Origin of the sequence: Nocardia sp. NPDC059764, from assembly GCF_042732555.1 — a bacterium.
In the GTDB taxonomy this organism is placed as follows: Bacteria; Actinomycetota; Actinomycetes; order Mycobacteriales; family Mycobacteriaceae; genus Nocardia.
On record NZ_JBHWHH010000005.1, the window covers coordinates 75,707 to 91,928 of the forward strand.

The 16,222-nt window shown below is 68.9% G+C and carries 17 protein-coding genes; 8 read left to right on the top strand and 9 right to left on the bottom strand.

The window, feature by feature from the left end; translation table 11 throughout:
- Positions 1-6 precede the first annotated feature (6 nt).
- Entirely contained in the window at positions 7-264 is a 258-nt protein-coding gene (locus ACFV4K_RS01945; RefSeq protein ID WP_379271268.1) for a Scr1 family TA system antitoxin-like transcriptional regulator, read from the top strand.
- On the top strand, positions 254-448 hold the full coding sequence (locus tag ACFV4K_RS01950) for a DUF397 domain-containing protein (RefSeq protein ID WP_379271270.1): 195 nt from the start codon (positions 254-256) through the stop codon (positions 446-448). Before ACFV4K_RS01945 ends, ACFV4K_RS01950 begins: the two co-directional genes overlap by 11 nt.
- On the opposite strand, the gene ACFV4K_RS01955 is transcribed toward ACFV4K_RS01950, so the two are convergent.
- From ACFV4K_RS01955 to ACFV4K_RS01975, 5 genes are all read right to left on the bottom strand, one after another.
- Positions 449-949 carry an LpqN/LpqT family lipoprotein gene (locus tag ACFV4K_RS01955; RefSeq protein ID WP_379271272.1) on the bottom strand — a complete coding sequence of 167 codons (501 nt, stop codon included), beginning with the start codon at positions 947-949 and terminating at the stop codon, positions 449-451.
- A 146-nt stretch (positions 950-1,095) separates the two neighbouring features.
- The gene (locus ACFV4K_RS01960; protein WP_379271273.1) at positions 1,096-3,336 is read right to left on the bottom strand and encodes a heavy metal translocating P-type ATPase; all 2,241 of its coding nucleotides are present in this window, start codon (positions 3,334-3,336) and stop codon (positions 1,096-1,098) included.
- Positions 3,333-4,229: a hypothetical protein gene (locus tag ACFV4K_RS01965; protein WP_379271275.1), complete on the bottom strand. Its 897-nt coding sequence runs from the start codon at positions 4,227-4,229 to the stop codon at positions 3,333-3,335. Before ACFV4K_RS01965 ends, ACFV4K_RS01960 begins: the two co-directional genes overlap by 4 nt.
- Positions 4,226-4,432, bottom strand: a complete 207-nt coding sequence (locus ACFV4K_RS01970; protein WP_379271277.1) for a heavy-metal-associated domain-containing protein — start codon at positions 4,430-4,432, stop codon at positions 4,226-4,228. The genes ACFV4K_RS01965 and ACFV4K_RS01970 overlap by 4 nt, the downstream gene beginning before the upstream one ends.
- 102 nt (positions 4,433-4,534) lie before the next feature.
- Positions 4,535-5,128, bottom strand: coding sequence for a TetR/AcrR family transcriptional regulator (locus ACFV4K_RS01975; RefSeq protein WP_379271279.1), 594 nt, complete (start codon positions 5,126-5,128; stop codon positions 4,535-4,537).
- A gap of 93 nt (positions 5,129-5,221) precedes the next feature.
- Between ACFV4K_RS01975 and ACFV4K_RS01980 the strand changes: the two genes are divergently transcribed.
- The 3 genes from ACFV4K_RS01980 to ACFV4K_RS01990 all read left to right on the top strand — a co-directional run bounded on the left by ACFV4K_RS01980 (position 5,222) and on the right by ACFV4K_RS01990 (position 8,852).
- The gene (locus ACFV4K_RS01980) at positions 5,222-5,974 is read left to right on the top strand and encodes an SDR family oxidoreductase (RefSeq protein ID WP_379271281.1); all 753 of its coding nucleotides are present in this window, start codon (positions 5,222-5,224) and stop codon (positions 5,972-5,974) included.
- Positions 5,975-5,993: 19 nt separating this feature from the next.
- The gene (locus ACFV4K_RS01985; RefSeq protein WP_379271283.1) at positions 5,994-6,917 is read left to right on the top strand and encodes a 4-(cytidine 5'-diphospho)-2-C-methyl-D-erythritol kinase; all 924 of its coding nucleotides are present in this window, start codon (positions 5,994-5,996) and stop codon (positions 6,915-6,917) included.
- 126 nt (positions 6,918-7,043) lie between these two features.
- Entirely contained in the window at positions 7,044-8,852 is a 1,809-nt protein-coding gene (locus tag ACFV4K_RS01990; RefSeq protein ID WP_379271285.1) for an ABC-F family ATP-binding cassette domain-containing protein, read from the top strand.
- Positions 8,853-8,988: 136 nt separating this feature from the next.
- On the opposite strand, the gene ACFV4K_RS01995 is transcribed toward ACFV4K_RS01990, so the two are convergent.
- Together ACFV4K_RS01995 and ACFV4K_RS02000 are read right to left on the bottom strand one after the other, a co-directional pair.
- Entirely contained in the window at positions 8,989-9,876 is an 888-nt protein-coding gene (locus ACFV4K_RS01995) for an Abi-alpha family protein (protein ID WP_379271287.1), read from the bottom strand.
- Positions 9,867-11,189, bottom strand: coding sequence for a hypothetical protein (locus ACFV4K_RS02000; RefSeq protein WP_379271289.1), 1,323 nt, complete (start codon positions 11,187-11,189; stop codon positions 9,867-9,869). The genes ACFV4K_RS01995 and ACFV4K_RS02000 overlap by 10 nt, the downstream gene beginning before the upstream one ends.
- Positions 11,190-11,537: 348 nt before the next feature.
- Here ACFV4K_RS02000 and ACFV4K_RS02005 point away from each other — a divergent pair, with 348 nt between their 5' ends.
- Together ACFV4K_RS02005 and ACFV4K_RS02010 are read left to right on the top strand one after the other, a co-directional pair.
- Positions 11,538-12,425, top strand: a complete 888-nt coding sequence (locus ACFV4K_RS02005; protein WP_379271305.1) for an Abi-alpha family protein — start codon at positions 11,538-11,540, stop codon at positions 12,423-12,425.
- 83 nt (positions 12,426-12,508) lie between these two features.
- The gene (locus ACFV4K_RS02010; RefSeq protein WP_379271290.1) at positions 12,509-13,030 is read left to right on the top strand and encodes a nuclear transport factor 2 family protein; all 522 of its coding nucleotides are present in this window, start codon (positions 12,509-12,511) and stop codon (positions 13,028-13,030) included.
- Between the two features lie 31 nt (positions 13,031-13,061).
- Here ACFV4K_RS02010 and ACFV4K_RS02015 read toward each other — a convergent pair whose 3' ends face one another.
- Entirely contained in the window at positions 13,062-14,687 is a 1,626-nt protein-coding gene (locus ACFV4K_RS02015; protein WP_379271292.1) for a peptide chain release factor 3, read from the bottom strand.
- A gap of 103 nt (positions 14,688-14,790) precedes the next feature.
- Positions 14,791-15,369: a TetR/AcrR family transcriptional regulator gene (locus ACFV4K_RS02020; RefSeq protein ID WP_379271294.1), complete on the bottom strand. Its 579-nt coding sequence runs from the start codon at positions 15,367-15,369 to the stop codon at positions 14,791-14,793.
- A 109-nt stretch (positions 15,370-15,478) separates the two neighbouring features.
- Here ACFV4K_RS02020 and ACFV4K_RS02025 point away from each other — a divergent pair, with 109 nt between their 5' ends.
- Positions 15,479-16,141, top strand: a complete 663-nt coding sequence (locus ACFV4K_RS02025) for a lysophospholipid acyltransferase family protein (RefSeq protein WP_379271307.1) — start codon at positions 15,479-15,481, stop codon at positions 16,139-16,141.
- Positions 16,142-16,222 lie beyond the last annotated feature (81 nt).

Below are 16,222 nucleotides of genomic sequence, written 5' to 3' on the forward strand. Positions count from 1 at the left end.
CCGGTTGTGTCGGGCGGCGCTTCAGGACTTCGTCATCCGGATACGAGCCCGATATCACGGCCTGGATGTGTCTCGCGGTGGCCAGGGTTGGAACCTACCGTCGTCTTCGCCGAGAATTACACCGGCGGAATGTATTTCGAAGAGCGGGGCGACATCGACAGGTGCCGTGCGGCACACCGGACGTTGACGGATGCCGCGCTCGAGGCCGATATCAGCCGGTCGCTGCTGCGGGAAATGGCGAGGAGATTCGAAAGTGAACGATGAACTGTCCCAGGCGGAATGGTTCAAGTCCAGTCGATCCGGCGGCGGTCAGGACTGCGTCGAGGTCGCATTCCTGCGCCGGGGCGGGGTCGGGGTCCGTGATTCCAAGGACCCCGGTGGGCCCGCATTGGTGTTCACCGGCGAGCAGTGGGATCGCTTTCTCGCCGGTGGGGTGTGGGAGCGGTAGCTACGCCGAGATGGACAGGCCCTCGAGGATGGCGGTGGGGGCGCTGCCGTCGCTGTCGTTGCGGGTGGTGATGGTGAGCTGGACCAGGTACTGGCCCTTGTCGGAGTCGGCGATGATGTAGCGGTTGTAGGCCCACAGGGTGAGGTTCTGGACCTCGTAGGTGCCGGTGATGGCGGCGGAGGGGAGGCCGTCGTAGTCCGCGGTGTCGGTGTCGATGTCCTTCCAGGCGGGGAGCTGGCGGGCATCGGCGAAGGCGTGGCTGAGGAGTTCGGCGGCGTCGACGGCGGGGGTGAAGGTCGCCACTAGGAGGACCGCGTTGTCGGCCCAGCCGTCCACCGGCGGCTGGGTCCAGACGCCGAAGGAGCCGGGGAACATCTGCGGCGGGACCTGCTGCCAGCCTTCGGGAACGCCGACGGTGACCTTCGGCGCGCCGGGGGCCGCGGGGTCGACCGGGGCGGCCTGGATCTGGGCGGAGGCCAGGTATTCGGCGATGGTGGTCAACGAAGCTCCTCGAGAGGGGGCGGCGGTGGACACCCGACATTCAACACGATGACGGTGCGGGGCAGGACGACGACCGCGAAGGGCCGCCCGGATCGGGTGATCCGAGCGGCCCTTCGCCGTGACGCGTTCGCGGTTGCGGCCCGGCCTCACCCTTGGAAGCGGCGCAGCCGCAGGCTGTTGCTGACCACGAACACGCTGGACAACGCCATGGCGGCGCCCGCGAGCATCGGGTTCAGCAGGCCGGCGGCGGCCAGCGGGATGGCCGCAACGTTGTAGCCGAACGCCCAGAACAGGTTGCCCTTGATGGTGCGCAAGGTGGCGCGGGACAACTTGATCGAGGTCGGCACCGCCCGCAGGTCGTCGCGGACCAGGGTGAGGTCGGCGGCCTGGATGGCGACGTCGGTGCCGGTGCCCATGGCCAGACCCAGATCGGCCTGGGCCAGGGCGGCCGCGTCATTGACGCCGTCGCCGACCATGGCGACCACCTTGCCCTCGTCCTGCAGCTTCTTCACCACGTCCAGCTTGTCGCTGGGCAGCACCTCGGCGATGACCTCGGAGATGCCGACCTGATCCGCCACGGTGCGGGCGGTGGCGGCATTATCGCCGGTCAGCAGCACGGGGGTGAGGCCGAGCGCCTTCATCTCCGAGATCGCCTGCGCACTGGTCGGTTTCACGGCGTCGGCGATGACCAGCACGCCGCGCGCCTGCCCGTCCCAGGCCACCACGATGGCGGTCTGCCCGGCCTGCTCGGCGCGAGTCTTGGCGTCCGCCAGGACTTCCGGCACCGTGACCGACCAATCCGCCATCAGCTCGTTGCGACCGATGACTACGGCCCGCTCACCGACCAGCCCCTGCACGCCCTTGCCGCCGTGGCTGACGAACTGTTCCACCGTCTCGGTGTCGAGTCCGCGCTCGGCCGCACCGGCGACTACGGCCTTGGCGACCGGGTGCTCGGAGCCGTGCTCGACGGCCGCGGCCACCGACAGCAGCTCGTCGGCGTCGACACCGGATCCCGGAATCGCTTCCGCCAGCGTCATCTTGCCGGTGGTGACGGTGCCGGTCTTGTCCAGCACCACGGTGTCGATCCGACGGGTCGACTCCAGCACCTGCGGGCCCTTGATCAGGATGCCCAGCTGCGCGCCGCGCCCGGTGCCCACCAGCAGCGCGGTGGGCGTGGCCAGGCCGAGGGCGCACGGGCAGGCGATGATCAGCACCGCCACGGCCGCGCCGAACGCGGTGGCCACCGCCGCGCCGGTGCCGAGCCAGAAGCCCAGCGCCGCCACCGCGATCGCGATGACGACCGGAACGAACACACCGGCCACTCGATCGGCCAGCCGCTGCACCGGCGCCTTGCCGTTCTGCGCCTCCTCGACCAGCGAAGCCATCTGCGCCAGTTGGGTATCCGCGCCGACCCGGGTGGCGCGCACTGTCAGCAGACCGCCCGCGTTCACGGTCGCGCCCACCACCTGATCACCAGGACCCGCCTCGACCGGCACCGATTCACCGGTCAGCATGCTCATGTCGAGCGCCGAATTGCCGCTCACCACAACACCGTCGGTGGCGACCTTCTCGCCGGGACGGACCAGGAACTCCTCGCCGACCCGCAGATCGCCGATGGGAATCCGGGTCTCGACGCCGCCGCGCAGCACCGACACGTCCTTCGCGCCCAGCTCCAGCAGCGCCCGCAGCGCGGACCCGGCCTTCTCCTTGGACCGCACCTCGAAATAGCGGCCCGCGAGAATGGCCGTGACCAGGGTGGCCGCCACCTCGAAGTACAGCGCCGAGGACGAATCACCGCGCTCGATGACGAAACTGAACGGGTGCTTCATACCGGGCATTCCGGCATTGCCCCAGAACAGGGCGTACACCGACCAGCTGAACGCCGCCAGCGTGCCCAGCGAGATCAGCGTGTCCATGGTGGCCGCGCCGTGCTTGGCGTTCACCCACGCGGCCCGGTGGAACTGGGACGCGCTCCACACCACGATGGGCGCGGTCAGGGTGAGCGAGAGCCACTGCCAGTTGGTGAACTGGAACACCGGGAACATGCCCATGGCGACCACGGGCACCGCCAGCGCGAGCGTCACCAGCAGCTTGTGCCGCAACAGATCCGCCGCCGACGGGGCCGAATCGGTCTCGGCCGCCTCGGTTTTCACCGGTTCGGTGTGGTGCACGGCCGCGGTGTAGCCGGTGTCGACGACCTTGGCGATCAGGTCGTCGGCGGTCACCGAGTCGGGGAAGCTGACCTTCGCCTTCTCGGTCGCGTAGTTGACCGACGCCGTGACGCCGTCCATCCGGTTGAGCTTCTTCTCGATCCGGGAAGCGCAGGAGGCGCAGGTCATTCCACCGATATCGAGTTCGATCGAACGCTCGGGAGCCGGGGCGCTCATGAGTGACCTCCTCCGTGTGATGCGGGCGCACCCGAAGCGGGTGCGGCGGTGGATGCTTCGCCGGTGAATTCCGCGGTGTGGACCGCGCCGCCGTGCTGGAAGTCCAGGTACAGGCGGTATTTGCCGTCGCTGGGCGCTTCCGCGTGGAAGGCGACGTCGGGGCCGGGCGCGGTCTTGCCGACCTCGCCCTCGGGGTGGACGTGCAGGTAGGCCAGGTCCGTGGCCCGCAGGGCTACCAGGTGCGCGTAGGCGCCGAGGTAGGGCTGCAAGTCGGTCACCGGCTTGCCGTCGCGGGTGACGCCGAAGGTCAGTTCGCTGCCCGCGGTGGTCAGATCGCCGGTGAGGGTGACCCGGTACCCGTCCACGTCGGCGGTCCTGGAGACCGGCGGCAGCGGCTTGTCGGTCACATTGCCCGCGACCGCGATGGTGCGGCTCAGGACCAGTTCGCCGGGCCCGCCGGCGGGGGAGAAGTCTGCGAACACCCGGTAGCTGCCGGGCGCGGCCCACTTCCAGTCCAGCGACCAGGTGCCGTCGGCGGCCCGGGTGGGATGCACGTGCCGGAACTGGCTCGCGTCCGATCGGACCACGATCAGGTGCAGGTCCTTGTCATGGAGGTTGTTGTATTGCGTGACGGTGCCCTGCGGTCCGGTGATCCGGAAGCGCAGTGCGCCTGGCTGATCGGGGGTGGCCGGGGCGCTGATCTCACCGAGGGTGTAGCCGGAGAGGCTGTCCTGCAGGCCGGTCGGCGCGGCGGTCTCGTGCTGGGAGTGGTCGGCGGCCTCGGCCGGGGCCGCGCCGGACCGGTCGCCCACCAGGGCGCCGATGCCGAGCGCGGCTCCGAACAAGACGACCAGTCCGCCACCGAAGGCGGCGAACTTCAGTCGATCGTTCACCTGGCCACCTCGTAACCCGCTTCGTCGACGGCGGCGATCACATCGGCGTCGGCGAGCTCGGTGGCCGACTCGATCTTGACCAGACCGCTGGCGAGATCCACATCCACGCTGGTGACACCGTCGATCTTGCCGATCTCCTTCTGTACCGAACCGACGCAGTGGCCGCAGGTCATCCCGGTGACGGTGTAGGTGCTGGTGGCCATGGTGGTCTCCTTCGCTCGCTTCTCATACGGTGAGGGGGTATCCCCAACATCGAGAAACATACCCCCCATGGGTACCTGGCGCAAGCGGTTGGTCCGAGAAATTCATTCGGGCCAGGCCAGCATGGCCAGCGCGGCCACTCGCCGCAGCTCGTCCTCGTCCGCGCCGTCCCGCGCGGCCTGCGACATGCCCTGCATGACGGCCCCGGTGTAGCGGGCCAGGGCTCGGGCGTCGGTGTCGGCGGGCAGGCGTCCGGCGGCCATGTCCTCGCGGATCCGCCGCTCGAAGACGTCGATATTGCCGTTGCGTAGCTTCTGAAGTAGTTGCAGCACTTCATGATTGGTGGTGTTGGTGCCCGCGTGGATGACCAGGCAGCCGGGTGGCTGTCCGGGGCGGGCGTATTCGGCCGCGGCCTCCCGCAGGGTGCGCTCCGCGGCGGTGCGGGCGGTCGGTTCTTCCGCGAAGGCGCGCGCCGCGAAGCCGCCGTAGCTCGTGCCGTAGGCGGTGAGGGCCTCGTCGAACAGTTTTCGCTTGTCGCCGAACGCCGCGTACAGGCTGGGGGCTCCGATGCCGAGCGCCTTGGTCAGGTCGCTGACCGAGGTGGCCTCGTAGCCGCGTTCCCAGAACAGCCGCAGCGCCTGGTCGAGGGCGGCGTCGCGGTCGAACGAGCGGGGGCGACCCCGGGTGGTTGTGGCCATGTCAGCGATTTTATAACGACCGCTACACATGTGCTATCGTCGCTTTCTGTAACGGTCATTAGAGAATATGGCCGACGAACGAAGGGCGAGGTCATGGGCGCATTTTCCGGTAAGACGGCACTGGTCACCGGCAGCGGACGCGGAATCGGGCGCGCCATCGCGCAGCGCCTCGGCCGCGACGGCGCGCGGGTCGGCGTCCACTACAACGGCAACGCGGCCGCCGCCAAGGAGACCGTCGCGAGCATCGAGGCCGCGGGCGGCCAGGCCTTCGCGTTCGCCGCCACCCTCGGCGTGCCCGGCGATGCCGACGCGCTGTGGACCGCCTTCGACGCCCACGCCGACGGCCTCGACATCCTGGTCAACAACGCGGGCATCGACGGCGTCCGGGAACCCATCGGGGGTACCTCGGAGGAGGCCTTCGACCGGGTCTTCGCCGTCAATACGAAATCCCCGTTCTTCGTCACCAAGCTGGGCCTGGACCGGCTGCGCGACGGTGGGCGCATCGTCAACGTCTCCACCGGGCTCACCCGCGGCGCGGGCATGCCGGAACTGCTCGCCTACACCATGACCAAGGGCGCGATCGACGCCTTCACCTCGGTGCTGGCCAAGGAGGTCGGCGCGCGCGGCATCACCGTCAACGCGGTGGCGCCGGGCGTGGTGGACACCGACATGAACGCCGACTGGCTGCGCAATGACGCGACCATGGCGGCGATCTCGGCGAAGTCGCCACTGAATCGCGTGGCCGAGCCCGCCGAGATCGCGGATATCGTCGCGTTCCTGGCCTCCGACGACAGCCGCTGGGTCACCGGCCAGTGGATCGACGCCACGGGCGGTGCGCTGCTCTGAGCACCATTAGGCTTGGCGCGTGCTGTCAGTTGTGCCGAGCCCGGTGATCGTGCGTGCCCCGTCGAAGGTGAATCTGCACCTCGGGGTGGGTGACCTGCGTGAAGACGGGTACCACGACCTCACCACCGTCTTCCAAGCCCTTTCACTCAGTGACGATCTGAAGATCGCGCCGGCCGCCGCCATGCGGGTCAAGGTGGTCGGCGAGGGCGCCGACGAGGTCCCCACCGACCGCACCAACCTGGTCTGGCAGGCGGCGGTCCGGCTCGCCGATCAGGCGGGCCGGGCCCCGCTGGTGGAAATCGGGATCACCAAGGGGATTCCGGTGGCCGGCGGGATGGCGGGCGGCAGCGCGGACTGCGCCGCGGCCCTGGTCGGGTTGAACGACCTGTGGGAGCTCGGCCTCAGCCGGGCCGAATTGTCCGATATCGCAGCCGAACTCGGCAGCGACGTCCCGTTCTCCCTGCACGGCGGCACCGCACTCGGCCGGGGGCGCGGCGAGAAGCTGCTCCCGGTCTTGTCCCGCAACACCTTTCACTGGGTGCTGGCCCTCGCCAAGGGTGGCCTGTCCACTCCGGCCGTCTTCAGGGAACTCGACCGCCTGCGCGAGGCCGGCGATCCGCCGCGTCTCGGCAGCCCCGAGGACCTGCTCCAGGCCCTGGCCTCCGGCGACGCGACTCAGCTCGCCCCGCTGCTCGGCAACGATCTCCAGGCTGCCGCGCTCTCGCTCGAGCCCGACCTGCGCCGCACCCTGCGGGCCGGCGTCACCTCGGGAGCCCTGGCGGGCATCGTCTCGGGTTCCGGCCCGACCTGCGCCTTCCTGTGCGAGAGCGAGGAGGCCGCGGTCGCCGTCGCCGCCGAGCTCGCGGGCGCCGGCGTCGCCCGCAGCGTCCGCACCGCCCACGGCCCGGTCCCGGGCGCGCGCCGCATCATGGGCGACAACTGATTTCGTGAGCTTCGGGGTAACTCGCCGGGTACGGGCGGGTTTCCCCGTATGCGACCGCCGGTCCGCAACGGCGGGTGAGTAGGCTCTTGCGGTTCGTATAGAGACCCGGAGAGGCGGCACAGTCCCGTGGCCAACCTGATCAACCTGGAAACCGTCTCCAAGAGCTTCGGCGTCAAGCCGCTGCTCGACAAGGTGTCCCTCGGGGTTCAGGAGGGGGAGCGGATCGGTGTCGTCGGTCTGAACGGTGGCGGTAAGACCACGCTGCTCGAGGTGCTGACCGGACTCGAGGAGCCGGATTCGGGCCGGGTGAGCCGGGCCGGATTCCTGCGCATGGCGGTCGTCACCCAGCGCGGCGTCCTCCCCGAGGACGCGACGGTCGGCGATGTCGTGCTCGCGGGCCTGGCCGAGGATCAGCGCACCGATGGCGTCGCCGAGCACGAATGGGCGTCCAACCCCCGCATCCGGTCCGTGGTCGAGGGCATCGGCATCGCCGACCTCGGCATGGACACCCCTGTCGCCAACCTCTCCGGCGGTGAGCGCCGCCGCACCGCGCTGGCCGCCGCCCTGGTCCGCGATCTGGACCTCCTGGTGCTCGACGAGCCCACCAACCACCTCGACGTCGAGGGCGTGCAGTGGCTGGCCGAGCATCTGCTCGCCCGCCGCAGCGCGCTGGTGGTCGTCACCCACGACCGCTGGTTCCTCGACACCGTCGCCACCCGCACCTGGGAGGTGCAGGGCGGCAAGGTGGAGACCTACGACGGCGGCTACAACGACTGGATCTTCGCCCGCGCCGAACGCGTCCGCCAAGCCGACGCCAGCGAGGCCCGCCGCCAGAACCTGGCCCGCAAGGAACTGGCCTGGCTGCGGCGCGGCGCGCCCGCCCGCACCTCCAAGCCGCGCTACCGGATCGAGGCCGCCGAGGCCCTGATCGCCAACGTCCCCGCCCCGCGCGACACCGTGGAACTGGCCTCCTTCGCGCGAAAGCGCCTGGGCCGCGTGGTGATCGAGCTCGAGCACGCCACCCTCGCCCTCCCGGACGGCCGGGAACTGGTGAAGGACCTGACCTGGCGGCTCGCGCCCGGCGAACGCGTCGGCCTGGTCGGCGTGAACGGCTCCGGCAAGACCAGCCTGCTGCGCGCGCTCGCGGGGGAGCGGGACCTGCAGTCCGGCAAGCGGATCCAGGGCCAGACCGTCAAGATCGGCTGGCTGCGCCAGGAACTCGACGACCTGCCGCTGGATATGCGCGTCCTGGAGGCCGTGCAGGATGTTGCGCAGCGAATGATGCTGGGCGACAAGGAGATCAGCGCCGGTCAGCTGGCCGAACGGCTCGGCTTCACCCCGGCCAAGCAGCGCACCCCGGTCCGCGACCTGTCCGGTGGCGAGCGCCGCCGCCTGCAGCTCACCCGCATCCTGATGGCCGAACCGAACGTGCTGCTGCTCGACGAGCCCACCAACGACCTCGACATCGACACCCTGCAACAGCTCGAGGACATGCTCGACGGCTGGGCCGGAACCATGGTGGTCATCTCCCACGACCGCTACCTGATCGAGCGCATCTGCGACACCACCTGGGCGCTGTTCGGCGACGGCAAACTCACCAACCTGCCCGGCGGCATCGAGGAATACCTGCGCAAACGCGCCGCGCTGAGCGGCGGCCCGGCCACCCCGGCCCGCTCCGCCGCCCCGGCCGCCGCCGCGAATTCCGCTGCCCCGCCCACGGATTCGGCCGCCTACCGCGCCGCCCGCAAGGAACTCGCCAAGCTGGAACGCGCGCTGGAGAAGCTCACCGATCGCGAGGAGAAGCTGCACGCGGCGCTCGCCGAAGCGGCCACCGAGCCCGACAAGCTGGTCAAGCTGGGCGCCGAGCTGAAGCAGGTGCAGGCCGAGAAGGAAACCACCGAGGAGCGCTGGCTGGAACTGGCCGAAGACGCCTGAGCTGCGACCGTCCTCATCGTCTCTCGCGGTGGTGGCGTATGCCAGGGCGACAACTGGTTTCGCAACGGTCGGGGTAACTCGCCGGGTACGTCCACCATTGGTTCGTCACCCGACGCAGGTACGGATACGAGGCGTATTACGGCTCCCCGGCCGCCCGCTGAAGTCCCGGGGAGGCGGGGGAGTCGAGCGAGGGGACCGGCAAGCAGATGCGGACGAAACCCGCGCCGAACGAGGTCAATTCGACGGTGCGGTAGAGCACCTTGGTGCCGAAGCTCGCCCGCTTGAGCAGCCGCCGCACTTCCGGCATGGCCTCGAGCAGCTGGTACCGGTTGGGGTTGCCCAGCGCTTCGCGGGTCACGTCCAGCAGTCCGAGCCGATCCAGATTGGCCAGGTACTCGTCGATCCGGTTGGGGTAGCGCAGGGCCGCGTCCTCGCCCAGCAGGTTGAACACGCCGCGGTAGGAGCTGCGTCCGGTCTTCACCTCGACCGCGGGCTGTGGCCCGTCCAGGTACAGGTGCCGCACGATGCGCGCCTCGTCGGGCGCGAGTTCGCCCAGGATGCGCGAGTAGGCGGTGTGGTGGTGGGTGTCGTCCTCGGCGTGGAAGTCCGCTGAGCGGCGCAGCAGTTCCGCGCCGCGGGCGCGCAGCAGCGCGGTGTGCCCGGAATCGGGTGCGGCGTCGAGGTCCTCGGGCACGGGCACGCCGAGCGCCTGCCGGACCGATTGCCGCACCTGCGCGCCGGCGTCGGAGAGGATCTCGCGCGGCGGCTGCCCGGCCATGCTGCCGCGCAGCACCACCGAGGTCACTCCGAGCGCGGTGTGCAGACTCCAGAAACTGGCCTCGACCGCCGCCGACACGGCCACCCGAACGACTCCCGTGGCGGCGCGCACCGGTCCGGCCGAACCCCGCCGCTCGCTCGAATCCACCGACACCGGCACCGGCAGCGGCGCGGACTCGCGAACAGCGATGACGGTGGAGGGATCGGCGGGATCGTCCTCACCAGAGGAGGATTCGGTCATATCCATGTGGTGGCGACTCCTGTTCCGAAGATCAGGAGGTGAGCGTAACCGGCGAAGAGCCCCAGCGCGCCGCCATGGACGAACAAAAGCCATTCGTCCTGTTTGATGGCCGAACGCAGCATGTCCACGAACTCCGGCGGGGGCAGCGCCGACATTTGTTTGGCGATGTACTCCTGCACCTGCACGCCCTGCCGCGCGTTGAACGCGGGGTCGGCGAAGGCGATGGGCGCGATGGTCATCGCCTCGTTGGTGAGGGTGTCCTGCAGGGTGTCGTACTCCCGGCTGCCCAGGGCGAACTTGACCACCGAGCGGGCCGGGCCGAGCGCCCGGTCGGCGGCCGGGCGCAGGGTGTCGGTGAGCATCTGCATGGTGCGGTCGGCGCGCGGGCCGTTGAGCAGCTCGTCGCCGATATTGGCGACGGTCATGATCTCGCTGGCCACCAGCGCCGCGTAGCCCTCGGTGATCTCGTCCTGCCGCTTGATCAGCAGGCCTTGCCGCCACGGGCACCACCACTTGGGATAGGCGGGCTCGAAGATCAGGTTGATGCCGATCCAGTTGACCACCCAGCCGATGATCACCCCGCCGACCGGCAGCACGACCAGCGACGACCAGTGCGTCCAGTGCAGGACGCCGACCAGCACCAGACCCATGGGCGCGCCGAAGTAGAAGCCGAAGTTCTGCATGAATCGCAGTTCCTTGGCGCCGAGCACCTGGAACACGGAATTCAGCATCTGCGGCCGCGCCTGGAAGTAGCGGATGGTCATGGACTTGACGTCCAGCAGCTGATCGATGTTCTTGCCGAGTTCATCGGTGAGTTCCCGGAGAATATCCGGCAACTGTTCCCGCACGCGGTTGTGGACCACCTCCCGCACACCTGTCGGCAGGTTGTACCAGAGCTGTGGATGTTCGCGTTTGAGGATGTCCTCGACAATGCTGCGGATCTGAAGATCGGCAATTTCAACAAAATGTTCAGCGAGCTTGTCCGGTTCCAGTTCGCGATAGAAATCCGCGACACTCCCGAGTTTCGCCAAGCCTTTGTCGACGGCGATGCTGGCCATCTTGTCGGCGCGCGACGGCACGATCCCCTGCCAGCCGATCCGCCCGTCGTACTGCAGCAGCGGCAGCACCTGAATCCGCTTGGGCAGCAAAGGAAACACCGTGGCCAATCCGGGCAGCCGGAATCCGTGGAACCGGATCGGCTTGAACAGCATGAGCACGCCGGTCCAGTTGGTGATATAGCCGATCACGCCCGTGAACAGTGGAATCGTGATCAATTCCAATAGGAGGGTCGGACGCACCCCGAAGACACTCTCTAGCACGCGACACCCTCCTGCCGACCCGCAACGCACCGCCGTCGGCGTTGACTACCCCATCGGCGGTTCGGACCTTACTGGCTATTCAGGAAGTGAGTCCAGCCGCAGAGTGTCTGGGTCGGAGATCTCGGTCACACTGCGCGGGCTCGATGTTCCTCTCTCTTGATGGGACCACGAGAATGGCGGAGACCACATCCATATCGTTCTCAGATCGTTCGTGTTGGGGGTCATGTGCGTCGTTACTCGGCGGACATGGACTGGGGTAACCTCGTCAGGCTCGCGGGTTCGACGTGCCCGCAGGTCCGTCGGGGGCAATAATCTGTGGACGATTCGGTTCACCTGGCGTATTCGGAGATGGACGTGGCGGAAGACAGGATCCCGGGGCAGGACGTGACCCGTCCGGGACCTCGTGCCGTGGAACGCAGTTCCGATGTGGAGCAGCGGCAGATCAGCAATGAGGCCCGCCTGATCCGCGGGGTCTTCCGGGCCGCCGGGCTGGCCGCCGGCACCGCGGTGCGGGGGACCGAGTGGGCGGTCGGCACCAGCTTCGAGATCACCAGGCAGTTGACCCAGGCCGCGCTGGACGGCGAGTCCTCGGCCGACATCGCCGAGCGCACGGGGGCGGCGCTGCGGTCGATCGCGCGCAGCGCGCTCGGTGTCACCGAGGGTTCGGTCCGCGAGATCGTCAGCTACGTACCGACTCCCATGGGCGCGCCACAGCAGGCCATCACCAATGGCGGCGGTCTGGTCCGGTCGGGCACCGCCGAGGATCTGCGCCGCCGCGGCGACGCGCTGCTGGCCCGCTCGGCCGACGTCTACTTCACCGAGGACGTGCACCCGGCCTACGACCGAATCCTCGATCAGCTCGCCCCCGACGAGGCCCGGATCCTGCGCTTCATGGCGTTGCAGGGCCCGCAGCCGTCGGTGGACGTGCGCACCAACCGGCCGCTGGGCATCGGGTCGGAGCTGGTCGTGGGGGATCTGACCTCGGTTCCGGAGCAGTCCGGCGTCCGCTACCCGGACCGCGCGCGGCACTACCTGATCAATCTGAGCCGCCTTGGTCTCACTATGACCTCGGATGATCCGGTCGTTTTGTCGCGATACATGGTGCTGGAAGTGCAGCCCGTCGTCGAGCAGGCGCTGAAAAAGGCCGGTCGAGTCCCCAAGATCGTTCGAAAGAGCCTGCGCCTGACCGAATTCGGCGAGGACTTCTGCAGCACCTGCTTCACCATCAACAACTGACTCGGTATCCGGCTGATAGCGATCCGGTACAAATCCGTGCCGATTTCCTCAGGTTTCCCGCACCTGATGGGATTGTGGAAGGTATGGATTCCGATGCCGTCGCGGCGATCAGCAGGCTGAAGTTCCGTTACCTGCGCGCGCTCGACACGAAGGCGTGGGAGGAGTTCGCCGACACCATGATTCCGGAGGCCACCGCCACCTACAGCGAGTACCTCCAGTTCGAATCGCGCGACGCCTTCCTCGCCTTCATGCGCAATACGCTGGGCCCGCACGTCATCACCGAACACCGCTGCGACCACCCGGAAATCGATGTCGACGGCGACGAGGCGACCGGAACCTGGTACCTGGCCGACACCGTGCTCATCCCCGGCCACAACATGCTCCTACGCGGCGCGGCGTTCTACACCGACAGATACGTGCGCTGCGAGGACGGGCAGTGGCGCATCGCGCACACCGGCTACGAACGCACCTACGAGGTCGTGCTCTCGCTCTCGGACCTGCCGAGCCTGCGCCTGACCTCCAGCCGCTGGGGCCTGATCGCCCGCGATCCCGCCGACACGCCCCGCGTCGAACCCAGCTCGGACGGCTCCGGCACGCTGGGCTGACCGCCCGCTCCGCCCGAAGCCGACCGGAGTCCTATTCCGTTCCGGCGACCAGCAGTTCGAGGGTCAGCTTCGGCATCTCCTTGGCGATGTACTGCAACCGCCACTTGTCGCTGAAGAGGGCCAGGATCGCGCCGTCTGTCCGGGTGAAGACCTCGACGCCGCGCTGCCGGCTGAGCTCCGCGGCCGATTCGGCATCGGTGCGCCGCGCCAGCTGGAACGGCAGATGGTCGAGCTGGGTCTCGACATTGAACTCGGATTGCATTCGCGCCGTGACGACTTCGAACTGCATGGGACCGACCGCGGCCAGCACCGGCGACTGCTCACCGCGGGCGTCGTTGCGCAGTACCTGCACCACGCCCTCGGAGTCGAGCTGATCCATCGCCTTGCGGAACTGCTTGTACTTGTCCGCGGTCTTGGCGCGCAGCGAGGCGAAATGCTCGGGCGCGAAGGACGGGATCGGCGGGAACTCGACCTTCTTGTCCACGAAGAGCGTGTGCCCCGGGGCCAGTGCGGTCGCGTTCACCAGACCGACCACGTCGCCCGGGTAGGCGGTGTCGACGGTGGTGCGCTCGCGGCCGAACACGGTCAGCGCGTACTTGGTGGCGAAGGGCCGCCCGGTCTGGGCGTGGGTCACCACCATGCCGCGCTCGAACTCACCGGAGACGATGCGCATGAACGCCAGCCGGTCGCGGTGCGCGGTGTCCATGCCCGCCTGCACCTTGAAGATGACGGCGCTGAACGGCGCGGTGGTCTCGCGCGGCTCGCCCTTGATGTCGGTGCGTCCGCGCGGCGGCGGCGCGAGCTCGACGAGGGTCTCGAGGATTTGGCGCACACCGAAATTCAGCATGGCGGAGGCGTAGATGACCGGCGAGGTGTGCCCGGCCAGGAACAGTTCCTGATCGTGATCCTGCCCGGCCGCCGAAAGCAGTTCGCTCTCCTCTGCGGCGGTGGTCCAGGCCTCGCCCTCGCGCTCGGCGGCCTGCTCGGGGGTGTAGCTCTCCTCCGGGGCGATGGTCGCGCCACCGGCGGTGCGGGTGAAGTGGATGTACTCGGTGGCCGCGCCCTCCTCGCCGCGGCGCAGCAGGCCGCGGAAGTCGCCGGCGATGCCGACCGGGAGGAACAGCGGGGTGGGGGTCAGGCCGATGCGGTCGACGATCTCGTCGAGCAGCTCCAGCGGCGCCTGGCCCGGGCGGTCCCACTTGTTGATGACGGTGATGACCGGGATGCCGCGGTCGCGCGCCACCTGGAAGAGCTTGAGCGTCTGCGGTTCCAGGCCCTTGGCGGCGTCGATGAGCATGACCGCGGCGTCGACCGCGGTGAGCACGCGGTAGGTGTCCTCCGAGAAGTCGGAGTGGCCGGGGGTGTCCACCAGATTGATGACGCACTCGCCGTACTCGAACTGCAGGGCCGTGGAGCTGACGGAGATACCGCGCGCCTTCTCCATCTCCATCCAGTCGGAGACGGTGGACTTGCGGCCCGCCTTGCCGTGGATGGCGCCCGCCTCGGAGATCACCTTGGCGTGCAGGGCCAGCGCCTCGGTCAGCGTGGACTTACCCGCGTCCGGATGGGAGATCACCGCGAAGGTGCGCCGCCGCGCCGCCTCACCGGCCAGCCGACCGGCGGTAGCTGAGGTCGCGCTGGCAGTCGGGGAACTCACGGGGGGACTCCTTATGTGCGGACGAGGCAACCGAACCAGGGTACGCGACCGGCCCCCCGCCCCGACCGGCCGGTCCGGCCCGATGTGGCCCTCGAACCGGAGGTCAGTCCGGGTCCGGGGCGAGATGCCGGGCCACGGCCCGTCCGACCAGCGCCTCGATATCGGTGCCCGGCGCGATCGCCTCGATACTGCGGTTGGCGACCACCACCGCGATGCCGTGCAGCTGGGTCCACAGGCCGAGGGCCTGTTCGCCGGTCCGCTCGTCCGCGCCGGGGCCCGCGCAGTCGGCGACCAGCTGCCGCCAGTGCGCGAACAGGGGCAGTGACCAGGTGACCCGCAGGTTCCCGCCCGCGCCCTCGAGCAGATCGTGGCGGAACATCAGGGTGAACATCTCCGGCCGCGCGGTGGCGAAGCGGATGTAGGCCAGGCAGGTCCGGCGCACCCGTTCCTCGGGCGTATCCCCGCCCACCGCATCGATTTCCGTGCGCAGGTCCGCGTAGCCGCGGGCGGCGACCGCCGCCAGCAGCGCGTTGTGGGTGGGGAAGTGCCGCCGGGGCGCGCCGTGCGACACCCCGGCCTCGCGCGCGATCGCCCGGAGTCCGAGCTCGGCCGCGCCTACTTCTTCGAGCATGGCGACGCCGGCGGTGACGAGTCGTTCGCGCAGGGGCTCGGCGTCAGTCATATGTGACATTCTCCAGCATTCGTAGACAGTGTCTACGCCCGTCCGGTACAAAGGTACGAGTAGACACTGTCTACGCAGTCGTCGAAACAGCGAGAGTTGGGTGGACACCATGTGGTACTGGCTCCTCAAGCACATCCTGGTGGGGCCGGTGCTGCGCCTGCTAGGGCGCCCGAAGATCGAAGGGCTGCACCATGTTCCGAAGAACGGGCCGCTGATCATCGCGGCCAACCATCTGGCCGTGGTGGATTCGCTCTACCTGTGCCTGGTGCTGCGCCGCCGGGTCACCTTCATCGCCAAGCAGGAGTACTTCACCGAGGGCGGGTTCCGCGGTCGCCTCAATCGATTCGTCATGAACGCCACCGGTCAGGTCCCGGTCGACCGCACCGGCGGCAGCGCGGGATCGGATTCGCTCGCCGCCGCGGTGCGGGTGCTGGAGTCGGGCGGCATCTGGGGCATTCACCCGGAGGGCACGCGTTCGCCCGACGGCCGGGTCTACCGGGGCCGCACCGGCGTGATCCGGGTGGCCATGCAGACCGGCGCCCCGGTGATCCCGGTGGTGCTGTCGGGCACCGATCGGGTCAATCCGCGCGAGGGTCGCTTCCTGCGCCCGGCCAAGGTCAGCATCTCCTTCGGCCACCCGCGCTATTTCCTGCCCGCGGACCAGCAGGCGGTGCGCCGTGCCACCGACGAGCTCATGGCCGACATCGTCAGCCGCTCGGGTCGCCCGTACGTCGATTGCTACGCAACCACTTTCAAGCAGCGGGCGGCCTGAGAACGAGAAAACGGCCGGTTGTCCGGAATCCGATCGGGATTACGGACAACCGGCCGTTTCGGCGTCCGGGTGAGCTCAAGC

What these genes read in the sequence shown, in the direction of transcription:
- ACFV4K_RS01960 (WP_379271273.1), bottom strand. Translation starts at nt 3,336, where the DNA reads ATGAGCGCCCCGGCTCCCGAGCGTTCGATCGAACTCGATATCGGTGGA.
- ACFV4K_RS01970 (WP_379271277.1), bottom strand. Translation starts at nt 4,432, where the DNA reads ATGGCCACCAGCACCTACACCGTCACCGGGATGACCTGCGGCCACTGC.
- ACFV4K_RS01975 (WP_379271279.1), bottom strand. Translation starts at nt 5,128, where the DNA reads ATGGCCACAACCACCCGGGGTCGCCCCCGCTCGTTCGACCGCGACGCC.
- ACFV4K_RS01980 (WP_379271281.1), top strand. Translation starts at nt 5,222, where the DNA reads ATGGGCGCATTTTCCGGTAAGACGGCACTGGTCACCGGCAGCGGACGC.
- ACFV4K_RS01995 (WP_379271287.1), bottom strand. Translation starts at nt 9,876, where the DNA reads ATGGATATGACCGAATCCTCCTCTGGTGAGGACGATCCCGCCGATCCC.
- ACFV4K_RS02005 (WP_379271305.1), top strand. Translation starts at nt 11,538, where the DNA reads ATGGACGTGGCGGAAGACAGGATCCCGGGGCAGGACGTGACCCGTCCG.
- ACFV4K_RS02010 (WP_379271290.1), top strand. Translation starts at nt 12,509, where the DNA reads ATGGATTCCGATGCCGTCGCGGCGATCAGCAGGCTGAAGTTCCGTTAC.
- ACFV4K_RS02020 (WP_379271294.1), bottom strand. Translation starts at nt 15,369, where the DNA reads ATGACTGACGCCGAGCCCCTGCGCGAACGACTCGTCACCGCCGGCGTC.
- ACFV4K_RS02025 (WP_379271307.1), top strand. Translation starts at nt 15,479, where the DNA reads ATGTGGTACTGGCTCCTCAAGCACATCCTGGTGGGGCCGGTGCTGCGC.